At 67.8% G+C, this 22077-nt stretch carries 24 protein-coding genes and 1 pseudogene; 2 read left to right on the top strand and 23 right to left on the bottom strand.

The annotated features are described in order from the left end of the window. Positions 1 to 140, top strand: a pseudogene (locus VGU65_RS09000) (IS481 family transposase); the annotation flags it as partial. Here VGU65_RS09000 and VGU65_RS08995 read toward each other — a convergent pair. From VGU65_RS08995 to VGU65_RS08925, 15 genes are all read right to left on the bottom strand, one after another. Next, a complete protein-coding gene (locus tag VGU65_RS08995) occupies positions 129 to 536 on the bottom strand; it encodes a DUF418 domain-containing protein (RefSeq protein ID WP_327474888.1) in 408 nt (135 codons plus the stop codon). The pseudogene VGU65_RS09000 and the gene VGU65_RS08995 sit on opposite strands and share 12 nt — an antisense overlap. Before the next feature lie 282 nt (positions 537 to 818). After that, on the bottom strand, positions 819 to 1802 hold the full coding sequence (lpxK, locus tag VGU65_RS08990; protein WP_327474886.1) for a tetraacyldisaccharide 4'-kinase: 984 nt from the start codon (positions 1800 to 1802) through the stop codon (positions 819 to 821). Positions 1803 to 1809: 7 nt separating this feature from the next. Next, a complete protein-coding gene (gene msbA / locus VGU65_RS08985) occupies positions 1810 to 3582 on the bottom strand; it encodes a lipid A export permease/ATP-binding protein MsbA (RefSeq protein ID WP_327474884.1) in 1773 nt (590 codons plus the stop codon). After that, positions 3579 to 4007, bottom strand: a complete 429-nt coding sequence (locus VGU65_RS08980; RefSeq protein WP_327474882.1) for an ExbD/TolR family protein — start codon at positions 4005 to 4007, stop codon at positions 3579 to 3581. Before VGU65_RS08980 ends, msbA begins: the two co-directional genes overlap by 4 nt. A gap of 8 nt (positions 4008 to 4015) precedes the next feature. After that, positions 4016 to 4657, bottom strand: a complete 642-nt coding sequence (locus VGU65_RS08975) for a MotA/TolQ/ExbB proton channel family protein (RefSeq protein ID WP_327474902.1) — start codon at positions 4655 to 4657, stop codon at positions 4016 to 4018. Between the two features lie 112 nt (positions 4658 to 4769). Beyond that, positions 4770 to 7061 carry a DNA internalization-related competence protein ComEC/Rec2 gene (locus VGU65_RS08970; RefSeq protein ID WP_327474900.1) on the bottom strand — a complete coding sequence of 764 codons (2292 nt, stop codon included), beginning with the start codon at positions 7059 to 7061 and terminating at the stop codon, positions 4770 to 4772. Positions 7062 to 7178: 117 nt separating this feature from the next. Then, positions 7179 to 7883, bottom strand: a complete 705-nt coding sequence (lolD, locus tag VGU65_RS08965; protein WP_327474880.1) for a lipoprotein-releasing ABC transporter ATP-binding protein LolD — start codon at positions 7881 to 7883, stop codon at positions 7179 to 7181. After that, a complete protein-coding gene (locus VGU65_RS08960) occupies positions 7876 to 9120 on the bottom strand; it encodes a lipoprotein-releasing ABC transporter permease subunit (RefSeq protein WP_327474878.1) in 1245 nt (414 codons plus the stop codon). The genes lolD and VGU65_RS08960 overlap by 8 nt, the downstream gene beginning before the upstream one ends. Before the next feature lie 114 nt (positions 9121 to 9234). Next, positions 9235 to 9666 carry a protein YgfX gene (locus VGU65_RS08955; protein ID WP_327474875.1) on the bottom strand — a complete coding sequence of 144 codons (432 nt, stop codon included), beginning with the start codon at positions 9664 to 9666 and terminating at the stop codon, positions 9235 to 9237. Then, complete coding sequence (locus tag VGU65_RS08950) at positions 9638 to 9877, bottom strand: FAD assembly factor SdhE (protein WP_327474873.1); 240 nt, start codon at positions 9875 to 9877, stop codon at positions 9638 to 9640. Before VGU65_RS08950 ends, VGU65_RS08955 begins: the two co-directional genes overlap by 29 nt. A 28-nt stretch (positions 9878 to 9905) precedes the next feature. Further along, positions 9906 to 10685, bottom strand: a complete 780-nt coding sequence (gene sdhB, locus VGU65_RS08945; protein ID WP_327474871.1) for a succinate dehydrogenase iron-sulfur subunit — start codon at positions 10683 to 10685, stop codon at positions 9906 to 9908. Positions 10686 to 10762: 77 nt separating this feature from the next. After that, a complete protein-coding gene (gene sdhA / locus VGU65_RS08940) occupies positions 10763 to 12550 on the bottom strand; it encodes a succinate dehydrogenase flavoprotein subunit (protein ID WP_327474869.1) in 1788 nt (595 codons plus the stop codon). A 5-nt stretch (positions 12551 to 12555) separates the two neighbouring features. Next, positions 12556 to 12951 carry a succinate dehydrogenase, hydrophobic membrane anchor protein gene (sdhD, locus tag VGU65_RS08935; RefSeq protein WP_327474867.1) on the bottom strand — a complete coding sequence of 132 codons (396 nt, stop codon included), beginning with the start codon at positions 12949 to 12951 and terminating at the stop codon, positions 12556 to 12558. Then, positions 12948 to 13343 (bottom strand): succinate dehydrogenase, cytochrome b556 subunit, encoded by a 396-nt coding sequence (gene sdhC / locus VGU65_RS08930; RefSeq protein ID WP_327474865.1) that lies wholly within the window; start codon positions 13341 to 13343, stop codon positions 12948 to 12950. The genes sdhD and sdhC overlap by 4 nt, the downstream gene beginning before the upstream one ends. Before the next feature lie 82 nt (positions 13344 to 13425). Then, a complete protein-coding gene (locus VGU65_RS08925) occupies positions 13426 to 13593 on the bottom strand; it encodes a DUF1674 domain-containing protein (RefSeq protein WP_327474863.1) in 168 nt (55 codons plus the stop codon). Between the two features lie 106 nt (positions 13594 to 13699). Here VGU65_RS08925 and ygfZ point away from each other — a divergent pair, with 106 nt between their 5' ends. Then, a complete protein-coding gene (gene ygfZ / locus VGU65_RS08920) occupies positions 13700 to 14497 on the top strand; it encodes a CAF17-like 4Fe-4S cluster assembly/insertion protein YgfZ (RefSeq protein ID WP_327474861.1) in 798 nt (265 codons plus the stop codon). A gap of 63 nt (positions 14498 to 14560) precedes the next feature. Here ygfZ and VGU65_RS08915 read toward each other — a convergent pair whose 3' ends face one another. The 8 genes from VGU65_RS08915 to VGU65_RS08880 all read right to left on the bottom strand — a co-directional run bounded on the left by VGU65_RS08915 (position 14561) and on the right by VGU65_RS08880 (position 22049). Next, positions 14561 to 14953 (bottom strand): hypothetical protein, encoded by a 393-nt coding sequence (locus VGU65_RS08915; RefSeq protein ID WP_327474859.1) that lies wholly within the window; start codon positions 14951 to 14953, stop codon positions 14561 to 14563. After that, the gene (locus VGU65_RS08910; protein ID WP_327474857.1) at positions 14950 to 15291 is read right to left on the bottom strand and encodes a tRNA-binding protein; all 342 of its coding nucleotides are present in this window, start codon (positions 15289 to 15291) and stop codon (positions 14950 to 14952) included. Before VGU65_RS08910 ends, VGU65_RS08915 begins: the two co-directional genes overlap by 4 nt. Continuing rightward, positions 15288 to 16577, bottom strand: coding sequence for an NAD(P)/FAD-dependent oxidoreductase (locus VGU65_RS08905; protein ID WP_327474856.1), 1290 nt, complete (start codon positions 16575 to 16577; stop codon positions 15288 to 15290). Before VGU65_RS08905 ends, VGU65_RS08910 begins: the two co-directional genes overlap by 4 nt. Positions 16578 to 16818: 241 nt before the next feature. Beyond that, positions 16819 to 17691 carry a UTP--glucose-1-phosphate uridylyltransferase GalU gene (galU, locus tag VGU65_RS08900; protein ID WP_327474855.1) on the bottom strand — a complete coding sequence of 291 codons (873 nt, stop codon included), beginning with the start codon at positions 17689 to 17691 and terminating at the stop codon, positions 16819 to 16821. After that, positions 17692 to 19602 carry a polysaccharide biosynthesis protein gene (locus tag VGU65_RS08895; RefSeq protein ID WP_327474853.1) on the bottom strand — a complete coding sequence of 637 codons (1911 nt, stop codon included), beginning with the start codon at positions 19600 to 19602 and terminating at the stop codon, positions 17692 to 17694. Then, positions 19589 to 20629: an MraY family glycosyltransferase gene (locus VGU65_RS08890; RefSeq protein WP_327474851.1), complete on the bottom strand. Its 1041-nt coding sequence runs from the start codon at positions 20627 to 20629 to the stop codon at positions 19589 to 19591. Before VGU65_RS08890 ends, VGU65_RS08895 begins: the two co-directional genes overlap by 14 nt. Continuing rightward, positions 20626 to 21798, bottom strand: a complete 1173-nt coding sequence (gene lapB / locus VGU65_RS08885) for a lipopolysaccharide assembly protein LapB (RefSeq protein WP_327474849.1) — start codon at positions 21796 to 21798, stop codon at positions 20626 to 20628. Before lapB ends, VGU65_RS08890 begins: the two co-directional genes overlap by 4 nt. Beyond that, on the bottom strand, positions 21795 to 22049 hold the full coding sequence (locus tag VGU65_RS08880) for a lipopolysaccharide assembly protein LapA domain-containing protein (RefSeq protein WP_327474848.1): 255 nt from the start codon (positions 22047 to 22049) through the stop codon (positions 21795 to 21797). Before VGU65_RS08880 ends, lapB begins: the two co-directional genes overlap by 4 nt. Between the last annotated feature and the right edge of the window lie 28 nt (positions 22050 to 22077).

Here is a 22077-nt window from a genome sequence, read left to right as displayed (position 1 = left end):
ACGAGCACTCTGCCCAGCGCGCCGCCCATTGGCTGACCTGGCTACACCAGTACAACTGGCATCGGCCACACGCCAGCCTGGATTACCGGGCCCCAATCACCCGCATCACCATGAACAACCTGGTGGGTTTACACAGCTAGGGCGTACTCAGTAAGGATGTCGCCGTTCCAGATCAGCAGCAGATGGGCCAAGCCGATCACCAGCAATACGGCCAGACGCCGCACCAGAAGGCGCCGTCGCGAACCACTGCGTGACAGCCGCTCGGACTGGATGGCGAGGCCCACACCGAACAGGATGGAGAACAGCGCGAACGCCTTCATCTCGAGAAACGTCGAGATGAAGTGCCCGATTGCGCTGCCCAGCGGCGGCACGCGCGGCTGGTACGGAAGAAATTGCTGAAACAGCGAGATCCGGAACTCTTCCACCAGATTTACTGCAAGCACGCCAAACAAGGCGATGCCTCGAAGTATGTCGATGGCATGAATGCGATCCGTTGCCGTGACGGGCTGAATCGTTCCATGGATCGGTGAATGCACAGCCGTACTCCGATGACGCATCACGCACGATGTCTCGGCGAGGCTACATTAACCGAGATATCCACGCGTCTCGCCGCGGGGCGAGGGTGTGTGCTTTCGGATGTCCGCTTCGGGTCGAAAGCAGATGCGCCTGCCTTGCGTGCCAGGGGTGTTCAACGCCTTAGTGGGCGGTATGAGCGCCGCAGAATTCCATGGATCAAGGGTAAGCTGGTCGTGCAAAAGACACCGTATAGCTTACGAGCCGCCTCCACCCCCGTCGACCCGATCGCGACGTTCATCAGCCTAGATGCGTTCGCGACTCGCGCGGACGCGCCGGTCGAGTACTTCGAAGAATTCTTCCGGCAATTGCGCCTTGACCGGCACCCGCCACCACCCCGGCTGCGCGAAGCGCCGGCATTTGATGGCGTCCTTGTCGGTCATCAGCACCGGCAGTTCCTCGCCGAAGTGGAAGTCGGCGGGAGTGAAGGTGTGATGGTCGGGGAAAGCGTGCTCGATCGGCAGGATGCCGTAGGCGCGCAGGCTGTCGAAGAAGCGCGCGGGATGGCCGATGGCCGCCACCGCGTGGACGCGCTGCCCGGTGAAGGCGGTGAGCGACTGGCGGCTCTCGTCGACCAGCGAGCAGGCATCGCCGCCCACGAGCTTCATGGGGTAGGCGCCGGTGCGTTCGCCGCCGTTGCACACGCGGATGTCCGCGGTCGCTAGGCGCATCAGCGGTTCGCGCAACGGGCCGGCGGGCAACAAGTGGCCATTGCCGAAGCCGCGTACGGCGTCGATGACGCAGATTTCCACGTCGCGGGCCAGCCGGTAATGCTGCAGGCCATCGTCGGCGACGACCACGTCGCAACCGGCGTCGATCAACAGGCGCGCCGCGGCAGCGCGGTCGCGCCCCACCGCCACCGGAATGCCGTGCGCGCGGATCAGGCTGGGTTCGTCGCCCACCTGCAACGGGTTGGGCGAAGCGGTCAGCAGCACCGGCTCGCGCTGGCGTCCGCCGTAGCCGCGGCTGACCACGCCGGGCGCGAAGCCGCGCTCGCGCAGCGCCTGGGCCACGGCAATCGTCAACGGCGTCTTGCCCGTGCCGCCGACGGTGATGTTGCCGATCACCACCACCGGCACGGGCAGGCTCACGCTGCGCAGCCAGCCGCGCCGGTAGAGCGCCCGGCGCAGGCCGGTCACGCCGCCGTAGAGCCAGGACAGCGGGTAGGTCCACCAGGGCGTACGGCCCTCGCCGTACCAGGCATGCTCGAGTCGTTGTTCGAGCGCCACGGCGGCCTCAGCCCTCGTCCTGCTCGTGGAACTGCATGCGATGCAAGGCGGCGTACTGGCCGCCTCGGGCGATCAGTTCAGCGTGCGTCCCGCGCTCGACGATGCGCCCCTGGTCCATCACGGCGATCTGGTCGGCGTGCTCGATGGTGGACAGGCGATGGGCGATGACCAGCGTGGTGCGGTCGCGCATCAGGCGCTGCAGGGCCTGCTGGATCAACCGTTCCGATTCGGTGTCCAGCGCGCTGGTCGCTTCGTCCAACACCAGGATGGGCGCGTTCTTGAGGATCGCGCGGGCGATCGCCAGGCGTTGGCGCTGGCCGCCGGAGAGCATGTTGCCGCCCTGCCCGATCGGGCTATGGATGCCCTGCGGCATGCGCTGGATGAACTCCATCGCGTTGGCGGCCTCGGCGGCAGCGATGATCTCGCCCTCGCTGGCGCCGGCAAGTTCTCCGTAGGCGATGTTTTCCGCGATGCTGCCGTCGAACAGCACCACGCTCTGCCCCACCCAGCCGATCTGCGCGCGCAGCGAGGCGAGGGTGTACTCGCGGTAGTCGGCGCCATCGAGCACGATGCGCCCGGCGCTGGGTTCCAGGAAGCGCGGCAGCAGGCTGACCAGGCTGCTCTTGCCGCTGCCCGAGCGCCCGACCAGCGCCGTCACACTGCCCGGCGCACAGTGCAGGTCGACTCCGCGCAGGGCATCGGCTTCGCTGCGCGGGTAGCGCAGGCGCACGCCCTCGAAGCGGATGTCGCCGTGCGTATGCTCCAGCGCCATGCGCCCGTGGTCTTGCTCCGGCGGCATGTCGATGACTTCGAACAGGTCTTCGGCCGCGGAAATGCCGCGCTGGATGTTCGCCTGGACGTTCGCCAGCCGTTTCAGCGACGGCATCATGGCGCCCATGGCCGTGAGCACCGTGACGAACACGCCCGGCGAGATCGCGCCGATGACGTTCGGCCGCGTCGCCAGATACACCAGCAGGGCCAGTGCGAGCGCCGCCACGGTCTGGATCGCCGTGCTCGAACTGGCGCTGGTGGTGGCGATCTTCATGTTGAGGCGGCGCGCCCGATGGGACACCTCCGCGAAGCGGACGGCCTCGTGTTTCTGGCCGCCGTACACGCGCACTTCCCGGTGGGCGCTGACCGATTCGCCCACCGCGCCGGTCACCGAACCCATGGATCCCTGGATGCGCCGGCTGATCTGCCGGTAGCGCTTGCTGACGACCGTGGCCACCAGGGCGATGCCCGGGGCCATCATCAGCAGCGTGAGCGACAGGTAAGCGCTATTGCTCAGCATCACGTACAGCATGCCGATCACGGTGACGCCTTCGGTCACCACGATCTTCAGCGCATCGGTGGAAGCGGAGGCCACCTGTTCGCTGGTGTAGGTGATGCGCGAGATCTGCTGGCCGGAGGGCTCGCTGCCGAAGAACGCGGCCGGCAGGCGCAAGTAGGCCCTGAAGACGTCCGCCTGCATCGCCTGCACCACGTTGCGGCCCACGTAGGAGATGCCGTAGTTGCTGACGAAGGTGCCGACGCCGCGAACGAGGAAGATCGTGACGATCCATATCGGCATCCAGAAGATCAGATACGGGTCTTTCTTCGCGAACAGATCATCGATCATCGGCCGCAGGTACTGGGTGAACGCCGCCAGCGCGCCGCCATCGAGCGCCATGCCGACGATCGCGATGAGCCCGATCGGCCACCATCGCCGCGTGTAGCCGAGCAACCGCTTGTAGACCCGCAGGGTGTCGGCGTCCCAGAGGGCGACCTTGCGGGCCGTCAACGCGCGGCTTCCTGGCTGGGCGTGGTGGCGATCGACAGGTGCGTGAAGCCGAGCTGGCCCAGCGCGTCCATCGCGGTCACCACGTTCTGGTGGGGCGTCATGGCGTCGGCGCGCAGGGTGACCGGGCGGTCGTGGTCTTCACCGGCCACGCGGGCGATCGCCTGCTTGAGCGGATCGACCCCCTCGCCCATCACCTCGTCGCTGCCCACGTAGAAGCGGCCGTCGCGGTCGATCATCAGGGTGAGCGCCGGAGCCTGCATGTCGCGATCTTCGGCGCTGGCCTGCGGCAAGGTGACCTGCAGGCGCGAGTGCTGCACGAACGTCGTCGTCAGCACGAAAAACATCAGCAGCGTCAGCAGCACGTCGATCAACGAGATCACGTTGATCTCGAAATCGTCCTGCCGACGGTCGGAACCGATACGCATGCGTAGCCTCAGCCGGCGTTGGAAGCGGCGGCGGGCGCGCGGCGCGGGCGCGGCGCGGGCACGGCGGTGCCGGTCAGCTCGTCCAGCAGCGCGGTGGCCTGCTTCTCCATCTCGATGCAGTAACCGGCCACCTTGGAGCGGAAGTAGCGGTGCAGCACGTAGGCAGGGATCGCCACGATCAGGCCCGTGGCCGTACAGATCAGCGCCTCGCCGATGCCGCCGGCCATCTTGGTCGGGTCGGCCATGCCGCCGCCCATCACCTGCATGAACATGCGGATCAGGCCGATCACCGTGCCCAGCAGGCCCAGCAGCGGGCCGATCAGCGCGATGGTGCCCAGCGTGTTGAGGTAGCGCTCCATGCGGTGGACCACGTGGCGGCCGGTGTCCTCGATGCGCTCCTTGATCTGCTCGCGCGGGCGGTTGCGCACGGCGAGCGCGCCGGCCAGCAGCTCGCCCAGCGGCGAGCCGGCGGCGAGGGCGTCCAGGTGCTTGGGGTCGAGCTGGCCGCTGCGCGCCCACTGGCGCACTTCCTCGCCCAGGCCATCGGGCAGCACCGACTTGCGGCGAAGTGTCCACCAGCGCTCCAGCACGATCGCCAGGGCCGCCGCCGAGCACACCAGGATGGGCAGCATCGCCCAACCGCCAGCCATCAGAATTTCGAGCACTGCCAACTCCCGCTACGGCTACTTCCCAAGGGAAGGCGGCATCATAGCAGTCCCTTCACGGGGTTCCGCGGCGCGCTTGGCAGTTGCAAAACACTGTTCATTCACGCCAGTAGCGCGGTTCGCGCAGGCGCCAGCTGGCGGCCTCGACAGGTGGTCCGTCCGGTGGCGCATCGATCTGGATCGCGCCGCGCGCGGCGGTGTTCACCAAGGGAACCCCAGCGGCCCGATAGCGCTGGAGCACCAGCGGGTGTGGATGGCCAAAGCGGTTGTGCCAGCCGGCCGAGACCAGCGCCAGGATCGGCTGCAGCGCGGCGATGAACGCAGGATCGGAGGAATAGCGGCTGCCATGGTGCGGCACCACCAATACGGTCGGCCGCGCCGGTCCCACGGCCTCGCCCACCGCCGGTTCCGCCCCGCTGCCGATGTCGCCGGTAAGCAGCAGGCGCCCGCCGGCGCCATCCACCGCCAGCACGCAGGAGCGGTCGTTGCTCCGGGTGGTTGCACCGGCGACGGGCGAGAGCACGCGGAAACGCACGCCGTCCCAGGTCCACTCCATGCCCGCCTGGCAGGCCTGCATGGGCATCGGCATGCGCTGCGGCTCGCCGGCATAGCGCAAGGCCTGGGGATAGGCCCTCGCCACGGCCTCGGCGCCGCCGGCGTGGTCGTTGTCGGCGTGGCTGATCATCAGCAGGTCCAGCGTGTCGATGCCCAGCGCGTGCAGCGAAGGCACCACCACGGCTTGCCCCAGGTCGAATCCTGACGGATAGCGGGCGCCGGCGTCGTAGACCATGGCATGGTGCCGGGTGCGCACGATGACCGACAGCCCCTGCCCCACGTCCAGCACCCATGCCTGGAAGCCGCCCGATGTCGGCAGCCGCTGTGCCGGCCAGGCCAGCGGCAGGAACAGCAACAGGCCGAGTCCGCGCAATGGCAGGCCCCTTGGCGCAAACAGCCACAATGCGCCGACGGTGGCCAGCAGCAATGCCCACCCTTGCACCTCGGGCAGATACCAGTGCGCGCCCGGCCAGGTCGCCATCCGCTGCAGCAGCCACCATTGCGCGTGTGCGAGTGCAGCGGCCAGGTGCAGCACAGGGGTCGCCGCCGGCGGAAAGAGCAGCAGCAACAGCAGCCCGACGAGCGCCAACGGAACGATCACGAAGCTGACGAATGGCACCGCGATCAGGTTGGACAACGCCCCCACCAGCGACGCCTCGCCGAAAAACCACTGGGTCAACGGCAGCAGCGCCACCGTCATCACCACCTGGCCGCCCGACAATTCGTGCAGGAAACCGCGCCAGCCCCGCGGCCGCGTCGTAAGGCAGAGCATCAAAAAAGCCACGCCGACGAAGGACAACCAGAAGCCGGCCGCCAGCACGGCCAGCGGATCGGCCAGCAGGATGGCGACCAATGCCAGCGCCAGCGTCTGCGCTCCACCGACGGTCCGGCGGCTCCAGCGGGCCATGGCCACCACCGCGATCATCAGCAAGGTACGCACCGTCGGCAAGCTCATCCCCGCCAGCACGCCATAGGCCGAGGCCGCCAGCAGCGCGACGGCGGCCTGGGCAGGCAGACGCGGCAGCCGCAACGCCAGCCCAGGCCAGAGCAGGTACAGCAGGCGCGCAAGCCCTACGCCAAAGAGCGCAGCGACGCCGACGTGGAATCCGGAAATCGCGATCAGGTGCGGCACGCCGTTGGCGCGCGCGACCTCCCAGTCGTCCTGCTCCAGGCCGCGGGTGTCGCCGATCGAAAACGTCTGCAGCAGCGCCGCGTCATGCGGATCATGGACCCGCGCGGCGATGTCGGCGGCGATGCGTTCGCGCAGGCCGTCCACGCACGGGCGCGTGCGAAGCAGGCGGTTGTCCGGATGGTCCCGCACATAGCCCACTGCGGCAATGCGCCGTTCCAGCGCGCTTCGTTCGCCGTCGGCGCCGCCCGGATCGATCAGCCCGCGCGGTCGGCGCAGCCGGACACGCAGCTGCCACTGCGAGCAGGCCGGTACGTCGGGAGCCTCGTCGTACCAGCTGAGCCGCACGTGGCCATGCAGCGGCACCGTCTTGCCGTCCAGCATGGCGTGCTCGGCGTCGAGCACGAAACGCGTGGCATCGCTGCGGGCCAGCGGCAGCTCGACGACCGTACCGACGACATCGAAGTCACGTCCCTCGAGCTCGCGCGGCAGGCGCAGTTCCAGTGCCAGCGCGCCGCGCCAGATCGCCCACGCCGCACCGAGCAGGGCGATCGCCGGCAGGCCAAGCAGCGGCCAGCGTCGGCTGGCCAGGAGCGCGACCAGCCCCGGCAGCACGCCCCACGTCGCCGGCGGCAGCGAGGGCAACCACTGCACCGCCAGCACCCCGAGCAGAAGCGCGATGCCCACTCCCGCCGCACCGGGCATCCCTGCCGTGCGCATACGCCCTCCCATGGCCAGGCCCGCAGCCTAGCGTGGGTCCGGCCGCGGCAGGGCTGAAAGGCGTGTAGGGGTTTGCCGGTCCGCGAATGCCGCGCGAAGCGCTCAGCCCCGCGCCTGCAGCTCGCCGTTGTGCAGCTCCAGCGTGCGATCCATCTTCGCCGCCAGGCGGTGGTCGTGGGTGACCAGGATGAAGCTGGTGCCCACTTCGCGGTTGAGTTCCAGCATCAGCTCGTAGACCTGCGCCGCGTTGCCTTCGTCCAGGTTGCCGGTGGGCTCATCGCCGAGCACGCAGGCCGGGCGGGTGACCAAGGCGCGCGCCACCGCGCAGCGCTGGCGTTCGCCGCCGGAAAGTTCGGCCGGCTTGTGCTGCTCGCGCTTGCCCAGACCCACCCGGTCCAGCAGCACGCGCGCCTGGCGCTCGGCCTCGCCGATGGCCACGCCGCGGATCAACAGCGGCATGCAGACGTTCTCCAGCGCGGTGAACTCCGGCAGGAGGTGGTGGAACTGGTAGATGAAGCCCAGCGAGCGGTTGCGCACGCGCCCGCGTTCGGCGTCGGAAAGCTTGGAAAGGATGCGCCCTTCCACCTCCACCTCGCCGCGGCTCAGCGTGTCCAGGCCGCCGATGATGTGCAGCAGCGTGCTCTTGCCCGAGCCCGAGGCACCGACGATGGCGAGCGTTTCGCCCCGCCGGAGGCTGAAGTTGACGTTGGTGAGCACCTCGGTCTTCAGGTCGCCTTCCTCGTAGGTCTTGGCGATCCCGCTGGCGCGCAGCACGATGTTGTCGGTCATGGTGGAAGGCTTATTCATAGCGCAGCGCCTGCGCCGGCTGCGTGCGCGAGGCGCGCCACGCGGGATAGAGCGTCGCCAGCAGCGAGAAGGCGAAGGTGACCAGCGTCACCCAGCCCACGTCGCTGGCGACCAGCTTGCTGGGGACCTCGCTGATGTAATAGACGTCCGGCGAGAGGAACGTGATGCCGGTGAGGTGTTCGATCCACTTGACGATGACGGGAAGCTTCCACGACAGCAGCGAGCCGAAGCCTACGCCGAAGCCGATGCCCACCACGCCCACCAGCACGCCCTGCACCATGAACATGCCCATGATGCTCCGCGGCGTCGAACCCAGCGTGCGCAGGATCGCGATGTCGGCCTGCTTGTCGGTCACCAGCATCATCAGCATCGAGATCAGGTTGATCACCGCCACCAGGATGATCAGCGAGAGGATGATGAACATCACGTGCTTCTCCATCGAGATAGCGGAGAAGAAGTTGGCGTGGCTCTGCATCCAGGTCTGCACGACGTAGAGCTGGCCCAGGTCGTTGGCCAGCTCCCGGGCGACCGGGCCGGCGTTGAACATGTCGTCGAGCTTCAAACGCACGCCCGTGGGGCCATCGAGGCTGTCCAGCTTTTCCGCGTCGCGCATGTTGACCAGCGCGAGATTGGAGTCGAACTCCTGCATGCCCAACTCGAACACGCCCACCACATGGAAGCCGCGCAGGCGCGGCACGCTGCCCATCGGCGTGCCGCGGAACTGCGGCACGGCCATGGTCACGCGATCGCCGACCGTCACACCGAGCGTCAGGGCCAGTTCCTTGCCGAGCACGATGTTCCAGCTGTCGGGCGTGAGCTCGTCCAGGCTGCCTTCGACCATGTGCGTGTTGATGTCGGAAACCTTCGGCTCCTGGCTTGGCTCGATGCCGCGCACCAGTGCGCCGCTGGGGCGGCGCGCCTGCAGGAAGGCCTCCATTTCCACGTAGGGCGCGGCGCCCTTCACGTGCGGGTTGGCCTCGGCGATCTTCACCGCGCGCGGCCAGTCCCGAACCGCCTCGCCGGGCAAGCCGGAGACGGTGGCATGCGAGATGGCGCCGAGGATGCGCGTGCGCAGCTCGGAATCGAACCCGTTCATCACCGACATCACCGTGATCAGCGCGGTCACGCTGATCGCGATGCAGACGATGGAGACGGTCGAGATGAAGGAGATGAACTGGTTGCGGCGCTTGGCGCGCGTATAGCGCAGGCCGATGAACAGCTCGAGCGGTCGGAACATGGACGGTCGCTTTATCCGGTCTTGGGCGGGCCGCCCGAAGAAGCATTATCGGGGCAATTGGACACGGATGCGCGACGAAAGTGCTGCACCCGGCCGTGGACGCCAGGCTCCCCGTTACAGCCGGGCCGAAGATTCCGCCGGCCGCATGGCGGCCAGGCGCATGCGCAGGCGCCGACGCAGGTCCGCGTCGCTGTTGTCGGGGGCAAGCAGCAGGGCCTCCGTGCCCTGGGCGCTCTTCAGCCGCAGCAGGACGCAGGTGCCCAGGACGCGGAAGGAGGCCAGCACGGCCGGGCTTTCCTCGCGGGAGGCGCGATAGAGCGTCCAAGTTTCGCCGGCCAGGGCCACGCCCGTGACGGACGAGCGCAAGGCGCGCCGCAGCGCGATCGCTACCGCGGCGGTCGACGCCAGCGCCATCGGCAACTTCAGCGCCCACGGCGCCCCGCTGCCGGCGATTGCGACCAGCACCAGTACGCCGATCGCCAGCAGCAGCTGCAGCGGCCGCCGCGACGGCCGGTAGTCAAAGCCGATGGCGGGTGCGGATGTCATCGATGATCGCCTGCCAGTCGGCCCGCGGCGCCTGCGCGTGCCCCATGATCCAGTCCCACAGGTCCGGATCCTGGGTGTCGAGCAGCTCGTCGAAGGCCTCGCGCGTCGCCGGGTCTGCCTTGCCGTAACGCTCGTCCAGCCAGCCGCCCAGCAGCGCATCGAGTTCGCGGGTACCGCGGCGGGCACGCCAGCGCAGGCGGGAAAGGCTCATGGCGACGTCGGGCACGAAGAGCGCGCCCTTACGAGCGGCGCTCCACCATCAGTTTCTTGATCTCCGCGATCGCCTTGGCGGGGTTGAGGCCCTTCGGGCAGGTGCGCGCGCAGTTCATGATGGTGTGGCAACGGTAGAGCTTGAACGGGTCTTCCAGGTCGTCCAGGCGCTCACCGGTGGCCTCGTCGCGCGTATCGGCGATCCAGCGGTAGGCCTGCAGCAGGATGGCCGGCCCCAGGTAGCGGTCGCCGTTCCACCAGTAGCTGGGGCAGCTGGTCGAGCAGCAGGCGCACAGGATGCACTCGTAGTAGCCATCCAGTTGCTTGCGGTCTTCCGGCGACTGCAGGCGTTCGCGCGCCGGCGCCGGGCTCTGCGTGCGGATCCACGGCTTGATCGAGGCGTATTGCGCGTAGAAGTGCGTCAGGTCGGGCACCAGGTCCTTGACCACCGGCATGTGCGGCAGCGGATAGATCGCCACTTCGCCGCCCTTGCAGTCGTCGATGGCCTTGGTGCAGGCCAGCGTGTTGGTGCCCTCGATGTTCATCGCGCAGGAGCCGCAGATGCCTTCGCGGCAGGAACGGCGGAGCGTGAGCGTCGGGTCGATCTCGTTCTTGATCTTGAGCAGTGCGTCCAGAACCATCGGGCCGCACGAGGCCAGGTCCACCTCGTAGGTGTCGATGCGCGGGTTCTGGCCGTCGTCCGGGCTCCAGCGGTAGATCTTGAAGGTGCGCGGCTTCTTGGCGCCCTTCGCCGGGTAGTGCTTGCCGGACTGGATCTTGGAATTCTTCGGTAGCGTGAACTCTGCCACGGTGACCTCGCTTGGTCTGTGCGCTCATCCATGAGCGCGAAAATCAAAAAGCGGCCATCCATGGCCGCACTCTCGAATTAGTAAACGCGCTTCTTCGGCGGCACCACGTCGACCTCGTCGGTCAGCGTGTACATATGCACCGGGCGGAAGTCGAAGCTGGTCTGGCCGGACTCGTCCACCGTGACCAGGGTGTGCTTCATCCACTGCGCATCGTCGCGCTCGGGGAAGTCCTCGCGCGCATGGGCGCCGCGGCTTTCCAGGCGCTGTTCGGCCGCGTGCATGGTGGCCACCGCCTGCGCCAGCAGGTTGGACAGCTCCAGCGTCTCGATCAGGTCGGAGTTCCACACCAGCGAACGGTCGGTGACGCTGACGTCCTTGAACGATTCGTAGACCTCGGAGATGCGGCGCTTGCCCTCGGCCAGCGTCTCGCCGGTGCGGAACACGGCGGCGTCCTTCTGCATGGTGCGCTGCATCTCCGCGCGGATCTGCGCGGTCGGCTTGCTGCCCTTGGCGTTGCGCAGGCCGTCGAAGCGGGCCAGCGCCTTGTCCAGGATGCTAGCGGGCACGTCCTGATGTAGCGACCCGGGCTTGATCAGCTCGGCGCAACGGCCGGCCACGGCGCGGCCGAACACCACCAGGTCCAGCAGCGAGTTGGAGCCCAGGCGGTTGGCGCCGTGCACCGATACGCAGGCCGCCTCGCCGATGGCGAACAGGCCCGGCACCACGGCGTCGACGTCGTCGCCCTTCTTCTGCACCACTTCGCCGTGGTAGTTGGTCGGGATGCCGCCCATGTTGTAGTGCACGGTCGGAATGACCGGGATCGGCTCGCGGGTCACGTCCACGCCGGCGAAGATGCGCGCCGACTCGGCGATGCCCGGCAGGCGCTCGTGGATCACGTCCGCGCCCAGGTGCATCAGATTGAGATGGATGTGGTCCTTGTGCTCGCCGACGCCGCGACCTTCGCGGATTTCGATAGTCATCGCGCGGCTGACCACGTCGCGCGAGGCCAGGTCCTTGGCGCTGGGCGCGTAGCGCTCCATGAAGCGCTCGCCCTCGGAATTGGTGAGGTAGCCGCCCTCGCCGCGCACGCCCTCGGTGATCAGGCAGCCGGCGCCGTAGATGCCGGTCGGGTGGAACTGCACGAACTCCATGTCCTGCAGCGCCAGGCCCGCACGCAGCACCATGCCGCCGCCGTCGCCCGTGCAGGTGTGCGCGGAGGTGGCGCTGAAGTAGGCACGGCCGTAGCCGCCGGTGGCCAGCACCACGGCGTGGCCGCGGAAGAAGTGCAGCGTGCCCTCGTTCAGGTCCAGCGCGAGCACGCCGCGGCAGACGCCCTGCTCGTCGAAGATCAGGTCGATCGCGAAATATTCGATGAAGAACGCCGCGTCATGCGCCAGCGCCTGCTGGTAGAGCGTGTGCAGGATCGCGTGGCCGGTGCGGTCGGCGGCGGCGCAGGTGCGCTGCGCGGTGCCCTTGCCGTAGTGCGTGGTCATGCCGCCGAACGGGCGCTGGTAGATCTTGCCCTCCTCGGTACGCGAGAAGGGCACGCCGTAGTGCTCCAGCTCGATGATCGCCGCCGGGGCCTCCTTGCACATGTACTCGATCGCATCCTGGTCGCCGAGCCAGTCGGAGCCCTTGATGGTGTCGTAGTAGTGGAAGCGCCAATCGTCCTCACCCATGTTGCCGAGGGCCGCGGAGATGCCGCCCTGCGCCGCCACGGTGTGCGAGCGGGTGGGGAAGACCTTGGTGATGCAGGCGGCCTTCAAGCCCTTCTCGGCCAGTCCGAAGGTGGCGCGCAGGCCCGCGCCGCCGGCGCCGACCACGATCACGTCGTACTTGTGTTGCTGAACCTTGTAGGCTTCCATCGAACTTAAGCTCCCAGGGCGATGCGCAGCACCGCGAGCAAGCCCGCCAGGGCGGCGAGCACGGCAACGAACTTGATCGCGATCAGCAACGCCGCTTCCTTCCAGCGGGTGTGCACGTAGTCCTCGATCACTACCTGCAGGCCGAGCACGGCGTGCCAGAACGCGGTGACCACGAAGGCGATCAGCAGCACGGCGTTCCACGGACGCGCGACCAGCTCGCGAGCGGTGGCGTAGTCGGCGTGCAGCACGCGCAGCACCAGCGAGACCAGCCAGATACCCAGGCCGACGAGCGCGACGGCGGTGACGCGCTGCACCCACCAGTGGCTCACGCCGTGCTGGGCCGAGCCCAGGCCGCGGGCCTTCTTCAGCGGGTTGCGGTACTCCTTCGGATAGGCGCTCATGCCCCGGCCCCCATTTTCAGCACCCAGGCCCACACCAGCGCCGTCAACAGTAGGCTGACGATGATCGAGGCCCAGCTCGAGCGCACGAACTGCACGATCTCGTAGCCGTAGCCGCCATCCTGCACCAGGTGCCGGATACCGTTGCATAGGTGATAGAACAACGACCAGCTCCAGCCGATCATCAGGATGATGCCGATGGGGCTTGCGACGAAGGCGGTGAAATGGCCGAAGCGCTCTTCCCCGCCGGCCAGCGCGATGAGCCCCCAGGCGACCAGCAGCAGACCCACGGACAAGGCGATGCCGGTGGCGCGATGCAGGATGGAGGTGACCATCTGCACCTGCCATCGATAGACGGAGAGGTGGGGTGAAAGCGGTCGTCGCGTGTCTGCCATGGCGGCTATCCGTGTAGTGGAATCGCTGGTGCCCGATCGCCCGCTTCCCATGCCCGTGCCGGCTCGCGCCGCCATGGGCGGATCAGAAGTCGATGCAGCGTCCGTTCTTTTCCCAGTCGCCGTAGCGGGTGGGATCCGGCGCCGGACGCTCCGTCCGTACCTCGCCCTGAGCCGGCCGCGCGGGCACGGCAGCTTGCTCCGCAGACGCGGAAGCAGGGGCAGGTTCGGTTTGGGAGGAGGTCTCGGACATAAGTAAAGCCGCGGAAGCGTAATACGCGCTGACCGCGCAGCACAACCTTGACCGCCGAGCGAAAACCTGTCCGCACCTTGCCTTCACGGGCGCGTTCCCTTATCTCATGCGCATGCCAAGCACCTACAACGCCGAGCTGGTCTCCCTCGAAGGCGCGGACGCGATCGCATTCGCGCAAGCGCAATTCAGCAGCAATCTCGCCTCGCTCGCCGATGGCCAATGGCAGTTCAGCGCCTGGCTCGATGCACAGGGGCGTGTGCGTGCGCTGTTCCACCTGGTGCGGCTGGATGGGCAGCGCTTGCGGTTGCTGCTGCGTGGCGGAGAAGCCCAGGCGCTGGCCGCCGAACTGCAGCGCTACGTGTTCCGCGCCAAGGTGCACGTGGCCGCCCTGCCGGTGCGGCAGCTGTCGACCACGACGGCCATGGCTGTGCATGCCGTCGCCGCGCAGGAGGACACCCTTGTACTGGGATGCGGCTCACATGGCCTGAAGCTGGCCAACCAAGCGGACGACGAGTGGCGCCTGCCGCAGCTTCGCGCCGGCTGGCCGTGGCTTCCGCCGGGCGGCGCCGATGGCTTGCTGCCGGCCTGGCTGGATCTGGGTAAGCTGGGTGCCACGGCGCTGGACAAGGGTTGCTACCCGGGCCAGGAAATCGTCGCACGCATGCACTATCGCGGCGGCAGCAAGCGGCACCTGCATCACCTGCGGCTGTCGCGCGCGCTGGCGCCGGGGGACGTACTGGAAGTGGACGGTCAGCCCGCGATCCAGTTGCTGGACGTGGTGGCGACGGATGGGGCAGCCGAGGCACTGGCGGTCGTGCATGACGACACGCAGGCGGACCTGGCTACCGGTGTGGAGGCGATGCACGGGAGCGGGGCCGTGCTCGTGCAAGCGGTCGCCACCTGAAGACCCTGCCCGCTTCGACTGCCGAAAGCGACCCCAGCCGCAGCAGCGTCCCCGTGTAGCCGTTCAACCCAGACGCCTGGCGTAGACATGCTGGCTCTTCTGCCGCACGTAACCCAGCCTCTCGGAGAACGGATGCGCGGCTTGGCGCTGCACGTTCGAACGTACGACCCCCACTCCGAGCCCCGCTCCCTGCCCAGGCCTCGGCGGCAGCGACCAATGCCCCACGCTATCCCGGCGGTTCGCACCGTCGACCACCAGGCCCAGGCGCCGCTCGGCAGCGATCCAGTCCGCCAGGCGTCCCTCTCCGTCGATCACGCGCACGCAATGGCGCGGGTCGCCGATGAGGCCGCCCAGCCGCGCGGCCATGGCCGTCGCGTCCACCGGATACTGCAGCTCGCCCGACAGCCGCGCGATCCGCCCCGCATCGGAGGTGCGCACCGCACGCGGCGCGTTCACGCCAGCCGCGCGCCGTTGGGCACCGGCCGCTCCACCGTGGTGACGACTACGCCAGCATCGGTGTGGAACCCGGTCAGCAGGAACTGCGAGCGGAAGGGTCCGATCTGCTTTTCGGGAAAGTTGAGCACGCCCACGATCTGCCTGCCGAGCAGTTGCTCGGGCGAATACAGCGCGGCGATCTGCGCGCTGGTCTTGCGCTCGCCGTAGGGGCCGAAGTCGGCCCACACCTTCCACGCCGGCTTGCGCGCCTCGGGAAAGGGTTCCACGCGCACGATGGTGCCGGCCACGATCAACACCTTCTCGAAGTCAGCCCAGCTGATCTCTTGCACGTCCGTCATCCTTCCAGCCTTGTCTTGAACCAATCCTGCAACTCCGCCCGCCAGTAGCTCGCCTGCGCGGCCAGGAAACCCAGCGGCCGGTGGGTCGATGCCAGGCCATAGTCGGCAAACTCGCGCCAGGCCGGATCGCCCTCGGCAATCGCCGCCGCCAGCAGCTCGCCCGCCGCGCAGGTCGAACTGAGGCCATGGCCGCCGAAGGCCTGCGCCCACCACAGGCCGTCCCCGCGTCCGCCGATCTGCGGCATCTGGTGGCGGGCGTAGCTCATCAGGCCCGACCAGGCGTAGTCGACGCGCACCTGCTCGAGCTGCGGGAACACGCGCAGCAGGTCGCGCCGCAGCAGCCGCTGCACCCCACGCGGGGAGCGGTCGAGCACCGAGATTCGACCACCCCAGAGCAGCCGCGTATCCGGCAACGGCCGGTAGTAGTCGAAGGCGAAGCGTGTGTCGTAGATGGCCGCGCGCGTGGCCAGGCAATCGGCCAGGCGATCGCCCAGCGGCTCGGTCACCATCACGTAGGTGGCGATGGGCAACACCGCGCGATCGATGCTGCGCTCCAGGCCCGCCAGGTAGCCTCCACACGCCAGTACCACCTGCTCGGCAAGCACTTCGCCCGAAGTGGTCCGCACACGCCAGCGATCGCCGACGCGCTGCAGATGGCGTACGCCGCTGTGTTCGTGGATGCGCACGCCCTGCCCCGCCGCGGCGGCAGCCAGGCCGATGGCATAGTTGAGCGGGTGCAGGTGCAGCGCGTCGCGTTCGAACAAGCCGTCGTGGTAGCGCGTACTGTGGATGCGCTCTCGCAGCTCGGCTTCCGGCAACCACTCCCAGTCCACGCCGTAGTGCTTGGCCAGCAACTGCCGGCGCGCGCGCAGAACCCCGGGATCGCGGAACCAATTGGCCCAGATCACGCCTTCGTCCACCGCATCGCAAGCGATCGCGTAGTCGGCGATCCGTCGACGGATGCGGTGCACGCCGTCGATCGTGCGCCGGAACAAGGCCCGCGCTCGCGCCTCGCCGAGTTGCCCGAGCAAGGCCTGCTCACCCAGCGAAAAGCCCGCGAACACGAAGCCGCCATTGCGCCCTGAGGCGCCATGGCCGATCTGCTCGCGCTCCAGCAGCAGCACGTCCGACACGCCACGCTCGGCCAGCCCCAATGCGGTGTTGAGGCCAGCGAAACCGCCGCCGACCACCACCACGCGCGCCTCCGTCGCGCCCTCGAGCGGCGCATACGGTGCGTACGGCATGGCCGTGGCGCGGTAGTAGGAAATGGCGGGCGACTGCGTCATGGCTAGGGCACGTCGGGCGACGACCGAGCATATCGCAGGCGTGCGGCCTCATTCGACGGGGGTTTCTTCCGCATGCGCCGGGCCATCGTTCGTGCGCCATTGCAGGGCTGACCGCCCATGCCCGCCCGAAAACGCCGATCCCCCCTAGGTGCCTGCGCCGTCCCTGCCCGCCATGGGAACTGAAACGAGTGCCTGGCCGCGGGAGCGCTCTTCCCCTGGGGGGAAGAGCGCAAGTCGAGCGTTAAAGCTGCGCGGCAAACTCGCGTACGACCGGCGCGAGCTTGGGATCCTGCATGGCCATGTGCATGGTGGCGCGCACCAGGCCGGCCTTGTTGCCGCAATCGAAGCGGGTGCCTTCGAAACGGTACGCAAGCACCTTGCCGTGCTCGGTCAACAAGGCCTCGATGGCGTCGGTGAGCTGGATCTCACCGCCGGCGCCGGGTTCGGTCTGCTCCAGCAACTCGAAGATGCGCCCGGGCAGCACGTAGCGCCCGACCACCGCCAGGTTGGACGGCGCATCGGCCGGCTTGGGCTTTTCCACCATGTAGCGGATTCGCGCGCTTCGCTGGTCGATCGGCTCGGCGTCGACGATGCCGTACTTGTCGGTCTGGTCGTGCGGTACTTCTTCGACCGCGATGACGCCGGCATTTTCCGCCTCGGCCAGCGCTGCCATCTGCCCCAGCGCACCCTTGCCTCGATTCCAGATCAGGTCGTCGGGGAGGATGATGCCGAACGGCTCGTTGCCGACCACCGGCTTGGCGCAGAGCACCGCGTGCCCCAGGCCGTGGGCCTCCGGCTGGGTGACGAAGACAGCGCGCACGTTGGACGGCAGGGTGCCCTGCACCAGGGCAAGCAGTTCGTCCTTGCCCTTTTCCTCCAGCTTGGCTTCCAGTTCGTACGCCTTGTCGAAATAGTCGGCAATGGCGTGCTTGTAGCGGTTGGTGACGAACACCAGAGTGTCGGCACCGGCGTCCACCGCTTCATCGACTGCGTACTGGATCAGGGGCTTGTCCAGCACCGGCAGCATTTCCTTGGCGACCACCTTGGTGGCCGGCAGGAAACGCGTGCCCAACCCGGCCACGGGAAACACCACTTTGCGCAACGGCTTGGTCACTCACTTCTCTCCTGTCTCGATACGAGCGGGTTCGATACGCCGGATCGACACCACGTTGTCCGGCTGCGCCGTATCGCTCCAGCGAAACGACGGCAACAGGCTGGAAACGCACCGGCGCAGCTCGTCCTCGTCGTAGTCCGCGGTGGCTTCGGCGGCCTTGTTGACGAGGGCCTGCAGCAGCTCCCAGGACACTTCGCGGTGCTGCGCGAGAAAGATCTTCGCGTGCGCGGTGGCGCTGTAGTTTTCCAGCTGATGGAACAGTTCCTCGAACAACTTCTCGCCGGCGCGCAGGCCGGTGTAGATGATCGGCACTTCGGTCCCCGGCTTCTTTCCCGCCAGGCGGATCATTTGTTCGGCAAGATCACGGATCTTCACCGGCTCACCCATGTCCAGCGCGAAAATCTCGCCGCCTTGGCCCAGGCAGGCTGCCTGCAGGATCAGCTGGCAAGCCTCGGGAATCGTCATGAAGTAGCGGGTGATTTCCGGGTGCGTGATGGTGACGGGACCGCCGTCGCGAATCTGCTGGCGGAACAGCGGCACGACCGACCCGGCCGAGTCGAGCACGTTGCCGAACCGCACCGTGATGAAGTGGGTATTCGACTGGGCGTTGAGGTTCTGGCAGTAGATTTCCGCCACGCGCTTGCAGGCGCCCATCACGCTGGTGGGATTGACCGCCTTGTCGGTGGAGATCAGCACGAAGCACTCGACCTGGAACTCGTTGGCCAGATCCGCCACCGTGCGGGTACCCAGCACATTGTTGCGGAACGCGGCGCGCAGCTGCTTCTGCAGCATCGGAACGTGCTTGTACGCGGCCGCGTGGAAGACCACCTGCGGCCTACTCTCGGCGAAGGCCTTGTGCATCGCCATGCGGTCGCCGCAGTCACACAGCACGCACTCCAGCAGCAATTCGGGATAATCGCTGCGCAGCTCCTTGCCGATGCGATAGAGGTTGTACTCGCTCTGCTCCACGATGGTCAGCGCGTGCGCACCCAATCGGGCGACCTGGCGACAAAGTTCCGAACCGATCGAGCCGCCGCCGCCGGTGACCAGCACGCGCCGGCCGGTCAGGGTTTCGCGGATAGCAGTCCAGTCCAGTTCGACGGCATCGCGGCCGAGCAGGTCTTCGATTGCGACTTCCTTTATTTCGTTGAACTGGGCGCGGCCGGCGACGACGTCTTCCAACCTCGGCACCGTGCGGTATGGCAGGCCGGTCTGGTCGCACAGTTCCACTACGCGGCGCATCTCGCCCGTGGTGGCGGCAGGCAAGGCGATCAGCAGCATTTCGGCCGCAGCCTCGCGTGCCAGCTCAGGCAGTTGGTCGATGCTGCCCAGCACCGGGTGGCCGTTGATCGAGGCACCCCGAAGGCTGGTCTTGTCGTCGACGAAGCCAATGACGCTGTAGGTGCCGTCCCGGCGCAAGTCGCGTGAAAGCGCCTCGCCCGCGCGGTCTGCGCCGACGATCAACACGCGCCTGGAGGAGCGTGCACTGAACAGGTCCAGCCGGCTGTCCTTCCAGAACCGGTAGGCAAGGCGCGGCACGCCCAGCAGGAGAGTCAACGCCACCGGGTAGAGCAGTAGCACCGATCGCGGCACGCCTTCCAGGCGCTCGTATACGAACAGCGCCAGGGCGATGCCGAGCGCGCCACCTACCGCAGCTTTGAGGATGTTCCACAGGTCCGGCAGGCTGGCGAAGCGCCATACGCCCTTGTACAAGCCCGTCCAGGTGAAGATGAGCCCCTGGATCGCCAGCACGATGGGAAACTCGAGCGCATCGAAGCTGCTCCCCTGGCCCGGCGCGGTGGCATAGCGCAGTGCCTTGGCGATCCACCAGGCGAAGCCGGCCATCGCCAGGTCGTGTGCGACCACGGCGAAACGCGGGTGGATGAGTCCGATCCATTTACGGGGTGACATGACGGTCCTTCTGCGATGCACGCCGCACGCACCGGCGCTTGATGACGATCCATGTTGCGCCCGCTGCCGTATAGACGGCGAGACAGGCCGGCAATGCCACGGCGGGATGGACCCTGGCAGCGAACGCCACGGGGGCGGCGAAAAGTAGGTTCCAACATAGGTACCACCCAGCCGCGCGCCTGTGCGTGCGGCCGGATCGTACCAGCCACTGGTAGAGATGCTCGCGGTGCGGAGCGTACCAGCGCCTCCCGTGTAGGAAGCGGTTCAGCAAAGTCAAACTGGCATCGGCGACAAAGCTCGAACCCAGGATGAGGGCCGGCCAGAGCAGCATCGGCTGGACGCGCCACAACATGGCCGCCAGCGCGAACAGGAGCAGACCCACGCTGCCGCTTCCCACGTCGCCCATGAAGATGCGCGCGGGAGGGCGGTTGTAGAACCAGAAGCCCAGGCAGGCCGCCGCGACGGCGAAGCTGGCACCGGCCAGTGCGGGCTGCGCCACGCTCGCGGCCAGGCAGCCCATCCCGGCGGCCACCACGATGCCCTGTTGCGCCAGCAGAGCGTCGATGCCGTCCATGAAGTTGTGCAGGTTGATGCTCCAGCCACCCGCCAGCACCAGCAGCGGCCACCACCACCAGGAGAGGTCCGTACCGGCCAGCAGGGCCGCGCCGAACAGCCCGGTCGCCAGCAGCTGCACGCCGAGTCGTGGCCATTGCCGCAAGGGCCGGTGATCGTCCCACCAGCCGATCGCAGCCACCAGCAGCAGGGCAATTGTCAGCGCCGCCACCACCTGCATGGGCCACGCCCCAGGCAGTCCGCGGAGCGCACCCGGCAACACGACCACACAGGCCGCCACGATGCCGATGCCGCCTCCGCGCGGCGTGGGCAGCGTGTGCGAGCGGCGTTGGCCCGGCTGGTCCAGCATGCCGCGCCGCCGCGCATAGGAAATCGCGATCCGCACCACCACCACCGCGAGCACCAGCGCGGCCAGGCTCCATCCCAGCAACGAGGCGGGCTCGGCGCGACTCACTCGTTGGCGACACCGTGGATGGGCCGGATCGTGCTCCAGCTCTTGCAGCTGGGACACTGCCAATGATGGGCCTTGGCACCGAAGCCGCAACGGCTGCAGCGATACATTGCCTGGCCTTCGAGCAGCTTGCGCGTGAGGTCACGCAGGATCAGGAAGTTCTCCCGCGCCTCGCCCTCGATCTTGTCCATGGTCGCATCGATCAGGGCCATCAGCCCGCGCACCGAAGGCCGCTGGCGCAACTGCGAAGTCAGGAAATCGATGCCGGCGCGTTCGCCATCGCGCTGGTTGTAGAGCTTCGTCAATGCGAGCACCGGCGAGATGCCGTGGTAGCGGGCGAGGATGTCACGCAGGAAATGCTCGGCGCGCTCCATCTGGCCGATGCGCGCGTAGCTGTTGAGCAGCGGCGGCAGGATCTCCGGCACGAAGGCGATGTCCGCGCCCACCGCCGCCTCGTACGCCGCGACCGCCTCGGCATGCTCGCCGGCCTCGGCATGCAGGCGGCCGGTAAGCATGAAGGCACGCACGCAGTCGTCCTGGCACTCGAAGGCTTGCCGCAGATAGCCGCGCGCCTCGGCCAACGCGCCGTGCTGGCGGGCCTGCTCGGCCAGCTCGCAGTAGAACTGGGCGATCATGGGCGACTCGTCGTCGCCGGTCATGACTTCCAGGCGGCGCGCGTGGTCGATCGCCTTGTGCCAGTCGCGCTCGTGCTGATAGATCGCCACCAGGTGACGCAATGCCGAAGGGGCGTGCGCATTCATCGCCACGAGGTCGGAGAACAGCGCTTCGGCGCGGTCGAGCAGGCCCGCGCGCATGTAGTCCTCGCCCAGCTCGAGCAGGGCGACTGTCTTCATCGCCTCGGTCAGGCCCGGGCGGGAAACCAGGTGTTGGTGCAGGCGGATCGCGCGATCCACCTCGCCGCGGCGGCGAAACAGATTGCCCAGCGCAAGGTGGGTTTCCACCGTGTCCCGGTTGTATTCGGCCAGCTTGAGGAAGACCTCGATCGCCTTGTCCTGCTCTTCGTTGAGCAGGTAGTTGAGGCCGCGGAAGTAATCGGAGGAAAGCTCGCTGACCCGCATGCCGGAGCGATGCACCGCTGCCCGGCGGGCCGCGAACCATCCGCTGGCGAAAGCGGCCGGCACCAGCAGAACCAGCACATAGAGAATGTTCATGCGCTGGCCGGCGTCTTCCTGCTGGACCGGTGCCGTCGCAGTACGCGCCGATGACGCAGGCTCATGCCCAGCCAGGCCGTGAGCCCGCCCAGCAGCCAGCCGATCACCAGCGCGACCAGCAGGCCGGCCCCCTTGGGCAGCGCCACCCTGGCGAAGGCCAGGTCGTAGCTCACCGGATCGGCGTTGAGCGCGCCGACGATCACGCCGGCGACCACGAAGAGCGCGAGGATAAGCAAGGCAATCAATCGCATCGCGCGACTTTACCCGAATCGGCTCGAA

This window comes from Frateuria sp. (assembly GCF_035943815.1).
Taxonomy (GTDB): Bacteria; Pseudomonadota; Gammaproteobacteria; order Xanthomonadales; family Rhodanobacteraceae; genus Frateuria_A.
This window is presented reverse-complemented; position numbering and strand designations above follow the sequence as displayed.